We start from the raw sequence: 11,079 nt of genomic DNA on the forward strand, positions 1-11,079 counted from the left end.
CGTTCCTGGCCTGTTGTCTTCGACACCGCCGTCGGGTCGCGTCTGACCGATGTCGACGGCAATTCCTACCTCGATTTCTTCGCCGGGGCCGGGGCGCTCAACTACGGCCACAACCCGCCCGCGCTGAAGAAGCCGCTCATCGAGTACCTGACGCGCGACGGCATCACCCACGGGCTCGACATGCACACCCGGGCCAAGGAGGAGTTCCTCGAGACCTTCCGCGACCTGGTGCTCGAGCCGCGCGGTCTGGACTACAAGGTGCAGTTCCCCGGGCCGACCGGCGCGAACTCGGTGGAGTCGGCGCTGAAGCTCGCCCGCAAGATCACCGGGCGCGAGGCGATCATCAACTTCACCAACGCGTTCCACGGCATGACGCTGGGCGCGCTGTCGGTCACGGGCAACTCGATGAAGCGTGACGGCGCCGGTGTCCCGCTGGTGCACGCCACCCCGATGCCCTACGACAACTACTTCGACGGCACCGTGTCGGACTTCATGTGGCTCGAGAAGCTCCTGCAGGACTCCGGTAGCGGCCTGAACGCCTCGGCCGCCGTGATCGTCGAGACCGTGCAGGGCGAGGGCGGTATCAACCCCGCCCGCGTCGAGTGGCTGCAGGGCCTGGCCGAGCTGTGCAGGCGCAACGACATCCTGCTCATCGTCGACGACGTGCAGATGGGCGTCGGGCGCACCGGCCCGTTCTTCTCGTTCGAGATCGCCGGCATCGAGCCCGACATCGTGTGCCTGTCGAAGTCGATCGGCGGCTACGGCCTGCCGATGGCGCTCACGCTGATGAAGCCCGAGCACGACCAGTGGGGCCCCGGCGAGCACAACGGCACGTTCCGCGGCAACAACCCCGCGTTCGTGACGGCCACCGCGGCGCTGCGCGAGTTCTGGTCCGACGACACCCTCGAGCGCTCCACGATCGCCAAGGGCGAGCGTGTCGAGGGCGTGTTCACCGAGCTCGCGGCCGCGTCGCGGGTGCTCACCCCCAAGGGGCGTGGCCTGGCCCGTGGGCTGTCCTTCTCGCAGCCCGAGCTCGCGGCCAAGACGTGTGCCGCGGCGTTCGAGCGGGGACTGCTGATGGAGACCTCCGGACCGTCCGACGAGGTCATGAAGGTCATGCCGGCGCTGACGATCACCGACGACGAGCTCACCGAGGGACTCGAGATCGTGAAGGAGTCGGTGCGCGCCGTGATGGAAGGAGTGTCCGCAGAATGACCGACGACGCACTTTTTCCCGTGGAGGAGAAATCATGATCGTTCGTACGCTGGACGAGATCACCGACACCGACCGCGACGTCAAGACCGAGAACTGGCGCAGCAGGCGCATCATCCTTGCCGGCGACGGCGTGGGGTTCTCGGTCCACGAGACCGTGCTCGCCGCGGGCTCGGTCAACGACTTCTGGTACGCCAACCACATCGAGGCCGTCTTCATCACCGAGGGTGAGGGCGAGCTGTACGACAAGGACAACGACACGACCCACCAGCTCGCGCCGGGGTCGATCTACGTCCTGTCCGGCAACGAGCGCCATCAGTTGCGCCCGAGGACGCGGATGACGACGGTGTGCGTGTTCAACCCGCCCGTGACCGGCCGCGAGGTGCACGACGAGAACGGGGTGTACCCGCTGATCACGGAGGAGAAGGAGGCCAGCTGACCGATGACCGTCACCGCTGCACGAACCGCCGACCGCTACCCGACGCGGATCGCCGACCGGCCGCTGCTGATCGACCGGGCCGAGCCCGCGGCGTGGAGCCGGGACCCCGGCCCGCTGAGCACCGAGGAGCTCGACGCGCACGACCGCGACGGCTTCGTCACGGTCCCGCAGCTGCTCACGCCCGACGAGGTGGAGCGCTACTCGGCCGAGCTCGACCGGCTCGCGACGGACCCGACCGTCAAGGCCGACGAGCGCACGATCGTCGAGAAGACGTCGCAGCAGGTGCGGTCGATCTTCGAGGTGCACAGGCTGAGCGACGCCATCGCGGCGCTCGTCGCCGACGAGCGCGTGGCCGGCCGGGCCCGCCAGATCCTCGGCTCGGACGTCTACGTGCACCAGACGCGGATCAACTACAAGCCGGGATTCGGCGGTGGCGGCTTCTACTGGCACTCCGACTTCGAGACCTGGCACGCCGAGGACGGCATGCCGTCGCCGCGCGCGGTGAGCATCTCGATCTCGCTGACCGAGAACTTCGCGCACAACGGCTGCCTGATGATCATGCCGGGCTCACACCGGACGTTCGTGTCGTGCGTGGGGGAGACCCCGGCCGACAACTACAAGGAGTCGCTGCGCGAGCAGGAGATCGGCACGCCCGATCCCGACAGCCTGACGACCCTGGCCGACGCCCACGGCATCCAGATGTTCACCGGAGCCGCCGGCTCGGCCACGCTGTTCGACTCCAACTGCATGCACGGCTCGGGCAGCAACATCACGCCCTATCCGCGCTCGAACATCTTCATCGTGTTCAACAGCGTGGAGAACACGCTGGAGGAGCCGTTCAGCGCCCCCGGGCGCCGCCCGGAGTACATCGGCTCTCGCGACTTCACTCCCGTAGCGAGCTGACGCCCGTCGGACGAACGGCACTCTCGTCGCAACCTAGGTGACGAAAGTGCCGTTCGTCGGTGAGAGGGGCAGGAGCTCCGGGCGCTTGGGCGCGAAGCCCTCGCCGGTGTGGCGGCCGCGGACGCGGTTGCGGACGAACGGGAGCACCCACTCGCGCATCCACCGCAGGTCCTCGAGCTGCCGGTCCCGCCACGGGGCGGGCTCGGCCTCGGGGAGCGGCGCGCGCCAGTCCTCCGCGACGGGCTCCCCCAGCGTCTCCAGCACGCGCAGCATCACGCGCTTGTGGCCCTCGGCCGTGAGGTGCAGCCGGTCGCTGCCCCACGTGCGGGGATCGGCGAGCGGGGCCATGCCCCACAGGTCCACGACGGTGCTGCCGTGGCGCTCGGCGCTGGCGCGCATCAGCTCGTTGTAGCAGGCGACGCGTCCGCGCAGGCGCCGGATGAGCGGGTGCATGCGGCCGAGGTCGAAGCCCGTGAAGACGACGACCTGGGCGCCCGTGGCCGTGACCCGCTCCAGCGCGGCGTCGAAGCGGCGGGCCAGGTCGTCGGTGTCGCAGGAGAACCGGATGATGTCGTTGCCGCCCGCGCAGAACGCGACGAGATCGGGCCGCAGCCGCTCGGCCACGGCGAGCTGGTCGTCGACGATCTGGTCGAGCAGCTTGCCGCGCACGGCGAGGTTGGCGTAGCGGAACCCGGGGTTGCCGTCGGCGAGCCGCTCGGCCACCCGGTCGGCCCACCCGCGCGGGGTGCCATCGGATCGCAGGTCGTCCAGTCCTTCGGTGAAACTGTCACCGATCGCGACGAACGTGTTCCACCGGCCCATGCGATCGCCCCTCACCGTTCATGTTCCCGTCATCCCGATGACGAGTGTAGATCGCTTGGAGACCATCCGGGGTGATCGATCCGTTCCTATAGGGCACCCTTACCTCATGGCCCGGCGAACCGACGACCCCGACTCCCTGCGGCACCTGCTCGGCGGTCGTGGTGGAGCCGTGGACGCCACGGTGCCGGTGGTGGTGTTCGTCGTCGTGCTCACCGTCGCGCAGGCCGCCGGGTGGACGTCGCCGGTGGGTTGGGGCGGCGGGGCCGCCGTGCTGGTGGCGCTGGTGGTGGCGGTGTTCCGGCTGCGGCAGGGCCGGCGGCCGCGGTCGGTGCTGTTCGGGCTGCTCGGCGTGGCCGTCGGCGCGCTGATCGCGCTCTACACCGGCCGGGCCGTGGACTTCTTCCTCGTGCAGATCGCCACCAACGCGGCGAGCGCGCTCGCGTGGGCGGTGTCGATCGTGATCCGCTGGCCGCTGCTCGGGCTCGTGGTCGGCACGGCGCTGGGGCAGCGGACGGCCTGGCGTCGTGATCCGGACCTGCTGCGCGGCTACCAGCGCGCGTCGTGGGTGTGGGTGGCGCAGTACGTGGTGCGGCTGGCCGTGTTCGTGCCGCTGTTCCTCGCCGACCAGGTCGTGGCGCTCGGCGTCACGCGGATCGTGCTCACCTGGCCGCTCGTGGCGGTGTGCGTGGCCGCGTCGTGGCCGTTGCTCCGATCGGCCCTGCCCGCCGGCCATCCCGGCATCCGGCATCCGGTGGAGCCCGTGCCGCGTACGCCACGGCAGGGGTGAGAGGGCTCACGAACGGTGATCCTCCGGAGCGATCGGGGTGGGCGCGGCGTTGTGGGCGTTGGACACCCGACGTCGACCGATCGCCTCCAGGAGCCATGCCGCAGCAGCCCGCCGCCCGCCCGCCCCGTACCGACCCCGCGCACGGTCCCGTCCCGGACCGCTCCGGCGCCCGACGTGACCCGCGCAGGCCCGTCCCGCCGGGGAGCCGTCCGGCACCGCCGCTGCCTCCGACGGATCGAGGCGGCCCGGACACCGACTCCGGCGTCGTGGTGGCCCCGACCAGGGACCTCACGGTCAACAAGGTGCTCGCCGGGGCCGGGGCGGCTGCCACGAGCGCGGTGCTGGGGTCGTTCTTCGGGGCGGCCGGCACGGTCGCCGGTGCCGCCCTGGGCTCCGTGGCGAGCACGGTGGCCGCCACCATCTACCAGCGCTATCTCGACCGCACCCGCGACACGATCGTCGCCCGCATCCGGCCCGTGGCCGGGGGCTCGTCGCCCAGCGAGCTGACGCTGCCGATGCAGCGCACGGGCGAGGACGAGACCGTCTGGTTGCGGGTGGAGCCCGTGGTGCCGCCGGCCTCCCCGCGGCGCCGCTGGTGGATGTGGGCGGGCGCCACGGTGCTCGTGTTCGTGATCGGGCTGCTGGCCGTGACCGGGATCGAGTGGGCGAAGGGTTCGACGCTCAGCTCGAACGACTCGGGCACGTCGGTCGGAAGGGTGCTCGGTGGGGCGCGCAGCGCGCCCACAGAGCCCACCACGGCCCCGGCGGCCCCGTCCGGCTCCACCGGGCGCACCTCCACGGCCGACCCGACGGCCGAGCCGTCGAGCACCGCCGTGCCCGGCCCGGGCGCTACCGGCGGCCTCACCGCCACCGTCGACCCGGGCACGGGTCCCACCGGTTCCGGGGCCCCGACACCCGCCCCCGGCCCCGGCGGCCTGCTGGGCGGTGCGGCCGGCTGAGGGCCCCCGGACCGCTCGGCGGTGGGGTTCAGATCAGGCGGGCCCGCAGCGCCGCAGCGGCGGCCCGCGGGTCCTCGGCCTCGGTGATGGCGCGGACCACCACGATGCGGCTGGCTCCGGCCGCCAGCACCTCGCCGAGGCGGGCGTCGTCGATGCCGCCGATGGCGAACCACGGCCGCGCCGGGCCGCGCCCGGCGACGGTGCGCACCAGTCCGAGCCCCGGCGCCGGACGGCCGGGCTTGGTGGGCGTGGGCCAGCACGGGCCGACGCAGAAGTAGTCGACGCCCGCCTCGTCGGCGGCCACCAGCGTCTCCTCGGCGCTGTGCGACGACCGGCCCACCACCACCTCGTCCCCGACGATCTTGCGCGCCCAGGCGACGGGGAGGTCGTCCTGGCCGAGGTGCAGGACGTCGGCCCCGGACGCCAGCGCGATGTCGGCCCGGTCGTTGACGGCCAGCAGCGCGCCGTGCCGTGCGCACGCCTCGGCCAGGACCTCCAGGGCGGCCAGCTCGTCGCGTGCCTCGAGGGGGCCGTCGGCGCCCTTGTCGCGCAGCTGCACGATGTCGACGCCCCCGGCGAGGGCCGCGTCGGCGAACTCCGCGAGGTCGCCGCGCTCACGACGCGCGCCGGTGCAGAGGTAGAGGCGGGCGGCGTCCAGCCGCTGCCGCAGGGCTGTTCCGTCGAGTCCGGGCATGGGTCCCAGCGTAGGGTGGCCATCAGGTGTCGCACGGGAGCCCGGCTGGGCTGAGAAAGGACTTGCGGGTCCTGACCGTCGAACCTGATCCGGGTCATGCCGGCGCAGGGAGCGAAGATGATCGAAGTTGTTGTGGTGGGCGCGGGCGTCATCGGCATGTCCTGCGCCTGGCGGGCCGCCGCGGCCGGCCACGCGGTGACGGTGCTGGACCCCGCGCCCGCCCGCGGCGCCTCGTGGGTGGCCGGCGGCATGCTCGCGCCCGTCACGGAGGCGTGGCCGGGCGAGGAGCACCTGCTCGACCTCGGCGTGGAGTCGGTGCGGCGCTGGCCGGGCTTCGCGGCGGACCTCACCGCGGCGGCCGGGTGCCGGGCCGGGCTGCGCACCGAGGGCACCATGGTGGCCGCCACCGGTGCCGGTGACCGCGCCGAGCTGGACAACCTGGCGACGTACCTCACCGGCCTGGGACGCTCGGTGGAGCGGCTCTCCGGCCGCGAGCTGCGGCGGCTGGAACCCGCGCTCGGACCGGATGTGCGCGGCGGGCTCTCGGTGCCCGATGACCTGGCCGTGGACAACCGGCTGCTGCTCACCGCGCTGCAGGCCGCGTGCGGGCGCGCCGGCGTCCGGTTCGTGGCGGCCGCGGCGAAATCCGTGCTCGACGACGGCGGTCGCGTGACCGGTGTGCGCACCGACGGGCCCGACGTCCCGGCGGACGCCGTGCTCATCTGCGCCGGGGCGCACTCCGCCGACCTGCATCCCACCCTCGACGGCCTGGTGCGCCCGGTGAAGGGCGAGATCCTGCGGCTCGCCCACCGCGCCGGCGCCTTCCCCCCGCCGGGTCGGACGGTGCGCGCGCTCGTGGACGGCCGGCCGGTGTACGCAGTGCCGCGCGACGGGGGCGGCCTCGTGATCGGGGCCACGCAGGCCGAGACCGGGTTCGACACGGACGTGACCGTCGGCGGCGTGCGCGACCTGCTCCGCGACGCCGAGCGCGTGCTGCCCGGCATCGCCGAGTACGCGCTGGTGGAGAGTGCGGCCGGGCTGCGTCCGGGCAGCCCCGACAATCTCCCGCTGATCGGGCCGCTCGGCCCCGAGGGGCTGCTCGCGGCCACCGGGCACGGCCGCAACGGGATGCTGCTGGCTCCCGTGACCGCGGACGCCGTGCTGGCCCTGCTGCACGGCGATCCGCCTCCGGAGGCGGCGCGGCCCGCCGCCCCCCACCGATTCGTCTCCAGGAGGTAGCACGTGCAGGTGTGGATCAACGGGACCCGCCACGAGCTGGCCGACGGAGCCGGGGTGACCGACGCGCTCGGCGTGCTCGGAGCCCCGGCCACCGGTGTGGCCGTGGCCGTGGACGGCGAGGTGGTGCCCCGGGCGACGTGGGCCGACACCGCGCTCTCCGACGGCGCGCGCGTCGAGGTGCTCACCGCGGTGCAGGGAGGATGACCATGAACGACGACCTGGCGAACGAACTGGTGATCGGCGGCCGCAAGATCGCCTCGCGGCTGATCATGGGCACCGGCGGGGCGTCGAACCTCGAGATCCTGGAACGGGCGCTCGTGGCGTCGGGAACGGCCCTGACCACGGTGGCGATGCGGCGGATCGACGCCGCCACCGGCACCGGTGTGCTGGACCTGCTGCGGCGTCTGCGCATCGAGGTGCTGCCCAACACGGCCGGCTGCCGCACGGCCGCGGAGGCCGTGCTGACCGCGCGGCTGGCCCGCGAGGCGTTGGAGACCGACCTGGTGAAGCTCGAGGTGGTGGCCGACGAGCGCACGCTGCTGCCCGACCCGATCGAGCTGCTCGACGCGGCCGAGCAGCTCGTGGACGACGGTTTCACCGTGCTGCCCTACACGAACGACGACCCGGTGCTGGCGCTCAAGCTGGAGCAGGTGGGGTGCGCCGCGGTGATGCCGCTGGGCTCGCCGATCGGCACCGGCCTGGGCATCCGCAACCCGCACAACATCGAGATGATCGTGGACCGGGCCGGCGTGCCGGTGGTGCTCGACGCCGGCATCGGCACCGCGTCGGAGGCCGCGCTGGCCATGGAGCTGGGCTGCGACGCCGTGCTGCTGGCCACCGCCGTGACGCGGGCGGGCGATCCCGAGCGGATGGCGCAGGCGATGCGGTGGGCCGTGGACGCGGGCCGGGCCGCGCACGGGGCGGGCCGGATCCCGCGCCGCTACTGGGCGCATGCCAGCTCTCCCGATCCCGACGCCTGATCCGCGGCCCGACACGGTGTGAGCGCTGCGGCGGTGGCCAGCAGCTGGGCCTCGTCGAACCGCGTCCCGTCCGGGCTCACCTCGGTGGCGGGGCCGGCCCGACGAACCGGAAGACCGCCCGGCCGCAGGTGGGCGCGGCCGGGCGCGATCTCCCGCCACGTCGACGGAGCCTGCTCGTGGTACCCGGCCAGGAACTCCTTCAGGGCCGCGATGTCGGTGAGCGGCTCCTCGCGCGGCGTCGTGACCGGGAGGCCGACCGCGTAGGCACCGACGACGGCCGGCGGCGGCGCGGCCGCGCCGATCGTGGTGGGCGCCAGCAGCAGGGCCGGCCCGGTGGCGATGTATCGGATCATGTCCCGAGGATGACCGGCCGGGACGGCGCCCGGGGATGATCAAGGATTCCTGTGGACAACTTCCGGCGATGGGGACAACTCGGCCCGATCGGGGCTCAGCGATCGGGCACCTGGGCCACGCTGTCCCGGTGACGCGCCGCGAGTTCCCGGTAGATGCCGGGGTTGCCCTCCACCCACCACCGGGCCGAGTCGGTGAGCGGGCCCTTCTCCCTGGCCACGGTGCCCAGCACGAGCCGCCCGTCCGGCACCACGGTGCCCGGCGCCACGGTGGAACCCGCGCCCACCAGGCAGCGGGCCCCGATGCGTGCGCCGTCCTGCACGGTGGATCCGTTGCCGATCAGGGCCTCCGCGCCGATCACGCATCCGTGCACCACGCAGAGGTGGCCGATCGTGGCGCCCGGCCCGATCTCGGTGATCGGGTCGGTGCCGCCGTGCAGCACGCTGCCGTCCTGCACGTTCGCCCCCTCGCGCACGATGATCGGCCCGAAGTCGGCGCGGAGCACGGTGTTGTACCAGATCGACGCGTGCGCCTCGACGCGCACGTCGCCCACCAGCGTGGCGGTGGGGGCGATGAACGCCGTGGGGTGCACGGTCGGGGCGAGGCCCTCGAAGGAGAACAGCGGCATGGTCCACACGGTGCCACCCGGGCGGGTCCGGCGCGGCGCTCGGGTGGCGACGGCGGGTGGGGGCAACCTGGTGCCGGGCGATACGTCCTGCTCGTCACGACATGCGCCGGGAAGGGGGATCGCGATGAAGCGAACCGTGATGGCCACCGTGCTCGCGGTGGCGATGGCCGGATGCTCGGCGGGGCCACCCCCTGCCGCGCCCACCGCCCCGCCCGCCGCCCCGCCCGCCGCGTCGCCGGAGATGTCGCCGGAGATGTCGCCGGAGCCGGCGGGCCGGGCTCAGGCCCTCCCGGTCTACTACGTGGCCCTCACCCCGGCGGGGCCCCGCCTGCAGCGGGAGTTCCACCGGATCACCACCACCGATCCCGCCAGCGACGCCGTCCGGGAGATGTTCGACGTCCCGGCCGCCGATCCCGACTACCTCTCCGGCTGGCCGGCCGGCACCGGGCTGCGGGCGCCCGTGATGGTGGGCGCCGATGCGATCACGGTCGACCTCACCACCCGGGCCACCGGCGCCCCGACCGGCCCGGTGCCTGCGACGATGGCCCTGCAGCAGCTCGTCTTCACGGTCCAGGGGGCCGCGGGATCCACGCGGCCGGTGCGGCTGCTGGTCGACGGCGCAGCCGTCGAGCGGGTGCTCGGGAGTGTCCCGGTCGCCGCGCCGGTGCCCCGCGGTGACATCTACGCGATGAGGTCGCTCGTGCAGATCGACTCACCCATAAACGGGGCCACGATGGAGCGCGACGTCGTGGTCACGGGCGAGGCGGCCGTCTTCGAGGCCTCCGTGCACTGGGAGGTGCGCCGCGGCGCGACGGTGGTGCGCACGGGCGTCACGTCCACCAGCGAGGGCCAGGTGTTCGCCCCGTTCTCGTTCACCGTCACGCTGGAGCCCGGCGAGTACGAGGTGCGCATCTCGGAGGACGACCCGTCCGACGGGGAGGGCCGCCCGGTGCTCACCGACACCAAGTCGATCACCGTCGCGTAGGCGGCGCCCGAGCCGGATGCACGGGGCAGTCCTGCCCACGATCGCTACTCGCCGCACGTGACGGCCGTGCGGAGGGCGTTCCCGTACGTCCAGTAGCGATCACGGATGCGGTGCTCGGTCGAGGTCGTCTGTCACAGCCCACTGCGACGGCCAGGCACTAGTCGACGCGGGTGCGGGGCGGACGCAGGCCGAGCGAGCGGAGCTCCAGCTCGGCCAGGCCGCGGACGGCCTCGCGGTCGTCGCGCCGCCACGCCGCGGCGGGGTCGTCGGAGACGGCCAGCAGCCGGCGCACCGGCATGTGCGCGAGCGCGCGCAGGGCCAGCAGGTCGGTGTCGGCGGTGCGGACGGTGATGGCCGAGCGGGCAGCGCGGGCGTAGCGGATCCGCAGGGTCAGCCAGAGCAGTACCACCGGCAGCGCGGCGAGCACCACGATGCCCACGGCCGTGCCCAGTGCCACGTTGGCCACCGTCTCGACCTGCTGGCGACCGGCCGCGGCCAGCGAGTCTCCCGCCGCCGTGCCGGTGCCGAGCGCGCGGGCCAGGTCGCCGCCCACGAACGGCACGTTGCCCGCGGTGCGGGCGGCGCCGGAGAACGCACCGCCGATCGCCGCGCCCGCGTCGGCGAGCGTGCGGGCGGGACCCTGCAGCTGCTGCACCAGGTCGTACGCCGCCCGAGCGATGATCACCACCAGCACCACCCACGCCACCACCACGACGTCGGCGAACAGCTGTCGGAAGAGGCGACCCGGACGTTCCGCGTAGAACCGCATGGCGCGGAACCGTAGAGGTGCGTACCCGGCCCCCGCCGAGGAGTGCCCGGCGCAACCCTCGGAGCAGACGCTCGAGGAGCTGGAGCGTCTCCCGCTCGCCGCGGTGACCGAGACCTGGCCCAGACCCCGCATGACCGACGCGATCGAGTGGTTCGCCTCCCCGGCCGACGTCGGCCGCGCGCTCGCGGGGCTGCACGCGCCGGGCGGGCCGGAGGTGGCGTCACGGGGCCTCGCCGACGTCCGCGGCGCCGTCCACCTGCTAGTGTCCTGAGTCGGTAATTCGCCCGCAGTAGCTGGCGACGCTGTCGAGG

At 73.5% G+C, this 11,079-nt stretch carries 15 protein-coding genes and 1 riboswitch; of the genes, 10 read left to right on the forward strand and 5 right to left on the reverse strand.

Going from position 1 to position 11,079, the window contains the following annotated elements:
- From ectB to thpD, 3 genes are all read left to right on the forward strand, one after another.
- Nucleotides 1-1,215: diaminobutyrate--2-oxoglutarate transaminase (gene ectB, locus BGP03_RS18020; RefSeq protein ID WP_299736797.1), on the forward strand; the 1,215-nt coding region annotated here is incomplete at its 5' end.
- A 34-nt stretch (nucleotides 1,216-1,249) separates the two neighbouring features.
- Nucleotides 1,250-1,651 carry an ectoine synthase gene (locus BGP03_RS18025; protein ID WP_298799813.1) on the forward strand — a complete coding sequence of 134 codons (402 nt, stop codon included), beginning with the start codon at nucleotides 1,250-1,252 and terminating at the stop codon, nucleotides 1,649-1,651.
- 3 nt (nucleotides 1,652-1,654) lie between these two features.
- Nucleotides 1,655-2,554 carry an ectoine hydroxylase gene (gene thpD, locus BGP03_RS18030; RefSeq protein WP_298799814.1) on the forward strand — a complete coding sequence of 300 codons (900 nt, stop codon included), beginning with the start codon at nucleotides 1,655-1,657 and terminating at the stop codon, nucleotides 2,552-2,554.
- 33 nt (nucleotides 2,555-2,587) lie between these two features.
- On the opposite strand, the gene BGP03_RS18035 is transcribed toward thpD, so the two are convergent.
- Nucleotides 2,588-3,376, reverse strand: a complete 789-nt coding sequence (locus BGP03_RS18035) for an SGNH/GDSL hydrolase family protein (protein ID WP_296367209.1) — start codon at nucleotides 3,374-3,376, stop codon at nucleotides 2,588-2,590.
- Between the two features lie 106 nt (nucleotides 3,377-3,482).
- Here BGP03_RS18035 and BGP03_RS18040 point away from each other — a divergent pair, with 106 nt between their 5' ends.
- Together BGP03_RS18040 and BGP03_RS18045 are read left to right on the forward strand one after the other, a co-directional pair.
- Nucleotides 3,483-4,163, forward strand: a complete 681-nt coding sequence (locus BGP03_RS18040; protein WP_298799815.1) for a DUF3159 domain-containing protein — start codon at nucleotides 3,483-3,485, stop codon at nucleotides 4,161-4,163.
- Nucleotides 4,164-4,258: 95 nt separating this feature from the next.
- Nucleotides 4,259-5,122: a hypothetical protein gene (locus tag BGP03_RS18045; protein ID WP_298799816.1), complete on the forward strand. Its 864-nt coding sequence runs from the start codon at nucleotides 4,259-4,261 to the stop codon at nucleotides 5,120-5,122.
- A gap of 28 nt (nucleotides 5,123-5,150) precedes the next feature.
- Here the strand turns inward: BGP03_RS18045 and thiE are convergent, their stop codons facing one another.
- The gene (thiE, locus tag BGP03_RS18050; protein ID WP_296367204.1) at nucleotides 5,151-5,816 is read right to left on the reverse strand and encodes a thiamine phosphate synthase; all 666 of its coding nucleotides are present in this window, start codon (nucleotides 5,814-5,816) and stop codon (nucleotides 5,151-5,153) included.
- 23 nt (nucleotides 5,817-5,839) lie between these two features.
- A riboswitch (TPP riboswitch) is annotated at nucleotides 5,840-5,944 on the forward strand.
- Between thiE and thiO the strand changes: the two genes are divergently transcribed.
- The 3 genes from thiO to BGP03_RS18065 all read left to right on the forward strand — a co-directional run bounded on the left by thiO (nucleotide 5,934) and on the right by BGP03_RS18065 (nucleotide 8,035).
- On the forward strand, nucleotides 5,934-7,055 hold the full coding sequence (gene thiO, locus BGP03_RS18055) for a glycine oxidase ThiO (protein WP_298799818.1): 1,122 nt from the start codon (nucleotides 5,934-5,936) through the stop codon (nucleotides 7,053-7,055). Its footprint overlaps the riboswitch before it by 11 nt.
- A 3-nt stretch (nucleotides 7,056-7,058) precedes the next feature.
- Entirely contained in the window at nucleotides 7,059-7,259 is a 201-nt protein-coding gene (thiS, locus tag BGP03_RS18060) for a sulfur carrier protein ThiS (RefSeq protein WP_296367201.1), read from the forward strand.
- 2 nt (nucleotides 7,260-7,261) lie between these two features.
- Entirely contained in the window at nucleotides 7,262-8,035 is a 774-nt protein-coding gene (locus BGP03_RS18065; RefSeq protein WP_296367198.1) for a thiazole synthase, read from the forward strand.
- Here the strand turns inward: BGP03_RS18065 and BGP03_RS18070 are convergent.
- The gene (locus BGP03_RS18070) at nucleotides 7,996-8,388 is read right to left on the reverse strand and encodes a hypothetical protein (protein WP_296367196.1); all 393 of its coding nucleotides are present in this window, start codon (nucleotides 8,386-8,388) and stop codon (nucleotides 7,996-7,998) included. The genes BGP03_RS18065 and BGP03_RS18070 overlap by 40 nt on opposite strands.
- Nucleotides 8,389-8,483: 95 nt before the next feature.
- Entirely contained in the window at nucleotides 8,484-9,014 is a 531-nt protein-coding gene (locus BGP03_RS18075) for a gamma carbonic anhydrase family protein (RefSeq protein WP_296367192.1), read from the reverse strand.
- 124 nt (nucleotides 9,015-9,138) lie between these two features.
- On the opposite strand from BGP03_RS18075, the gene BGP03_RS18080 reads away from it, so the two are divergent.
- Complete coding sequence (locus BGP03_RS18080; RefSeq protein ID WP_298799819.1) at nucleotides 9,139-9,999, forward strand: Gmad2 immunoglobulin-like domain-containing protein; 861 nt, start codon at nucleotides 9,139-9,141, stop codon at nucleotides 9,997-9,999.
- A gap of 157 nt (nucleotides 10,000-10,156) precedes the next feature.
- On the opposite strand, the gene BGP03_RS18085 is transcribed toward BGP03_RS18080, so the two are convergent.
- On the reverse strand, nucleotides 10,157-10,768 hold the full coding sequence (locus BGP03_RS18085) for a hypothetical protein (protein ID WP_298799820.1): 612 nt from the start codon (nucleotides 10,766-10,768) through the stop codon (nucleotides 10,157-10,159).
- Here BGP03_RS18085 and BGP03_RS18090 point away from each other — a divergent pair.
- Nucleotides 10,767-11,039: a hypothetical protein gene (locus BGP03_RS18090; protein WP_298799821.1), complete on the forward strand. Its 273-nt coding sequence runs from the start codon at nucleotides 10,767-10,769 to the stop codon at nucleotides 11,037-11,039. The two genes, BGP03_RS18085 and BGP03_RS18090, sit on opposite strands and share 2 nt — an antisense overlap.
- Nucleotides 11,040-11,079 lie beyond the last annotated feature (40 nt).

This window comes from Pseudonocardia sp. 73-21, from assembly GCF_001899645.1.
In the GTDB taxonomy this organism is placed as follows: domain Bacteria; phylum Actinomycetota; class Actinomycetes; order Mycobacteriales; family Pseudonocardiaceae; genus Pseudonocardia.

What these genes read in the sequence shown, in the direction of transcription:
- BGP03_RS18035 (WP_296367209.1), bottom strand. Translation starts at nt 3,376, where the DNA reads ATGGGCCGGTGGAACACGTTCGTCGCGATCGGTGACAGTTTCACCGAA.
- BGP03_RS18040 (WP_298799815.1), top strand. Translation starts at nt 3,483, where the DNA reads ATGGCCCGGCGAACCGACGACCCCGACTCCCTGCGGCACCTGCTCGGC.
- BGP03_RS18075 (WP_296367192.1), bottom strand. Translation starts at nt 9,014, where the DNA reads ATGCCGCTGTTCTCCTTCGAGGGCCTCGCCCCGACCGTGCACCCCACG.
- BGP03_RS18070 (WP_296367196.1), bottom strand. Translation starts at nt 8,388, where the DNA reads ATGATCCGATACATCGCCACCGGGCCGGCCCTGCTGCTGGCGCCCACC.
- BGP03_RS18065 (WP_296367198.1), top strand. Translation starts at nt 7,262, where the DNA reads ATGAACGACGACCTGGCGAACGAACTGGTGATCGGCGGCCGCAAGATC.
- BGP03_RS18090 (WP_298799821.1), top strand. Translation starts at nt 10,767, where the DNA reads ATGGCGCGGAACCGTAGAGGTGCGTACCCGGCCCCCGCCGAGGAGTGC.
- BGP03_RS18025 (WP_298799813.1), top strand. Translation starts at nt 1,250, where the DNA reads ATGATCGTTCGTACGCTGGACGAGATCACCGACACCGACCGCGACGTC.
- thpD (WP_298799814.1), top strand. Translation starts at nt 1,655, where the DNA reads ATGACCGTCACCGCTGCACGAACCGCCGACCGCTACCCGACGCGGATC.
- thiO (WP_298799818.1), top strand. Translation starts at nt 5,934, where the DNA reads ATGATCGAAGTTGTTGTGGTGGGCGCGGGCGTCATCGGCATGTCCTGC.
- BGP03_RS18080 (WP_298799819.1), top strand. Translation starts at nt 9,139, where the DNA reads ATGAAGCGAACCGTGATGGCCACCGTGCTCGCGGTGGCGATGGCCGGA.
- thiE (WP_296367204.1), bottom strand. Translation starts at nt 5,816, where the DNA reads ATGCCCGGACTCGACGGAACAGCCCTGCGGCAGCGGCTGGACGCCGCC.
- BGP03_RS18045 (WP_298799816.1), top strand. Translation starts at nt 4,259, where the DNA reads ATGCCGCAGCAGCCCGCCGCCCGCCCGCCCCGTACCGACCCCGCGCAC.
- BGP03_RS18085 (WP_298799820.1), bottom strand. Translation starts at nt 10,768, where the DNA reads ATGCGGTTCTACGCGGAACGTCCGGGTCGCCTCTTCCGACAGCTGTTC.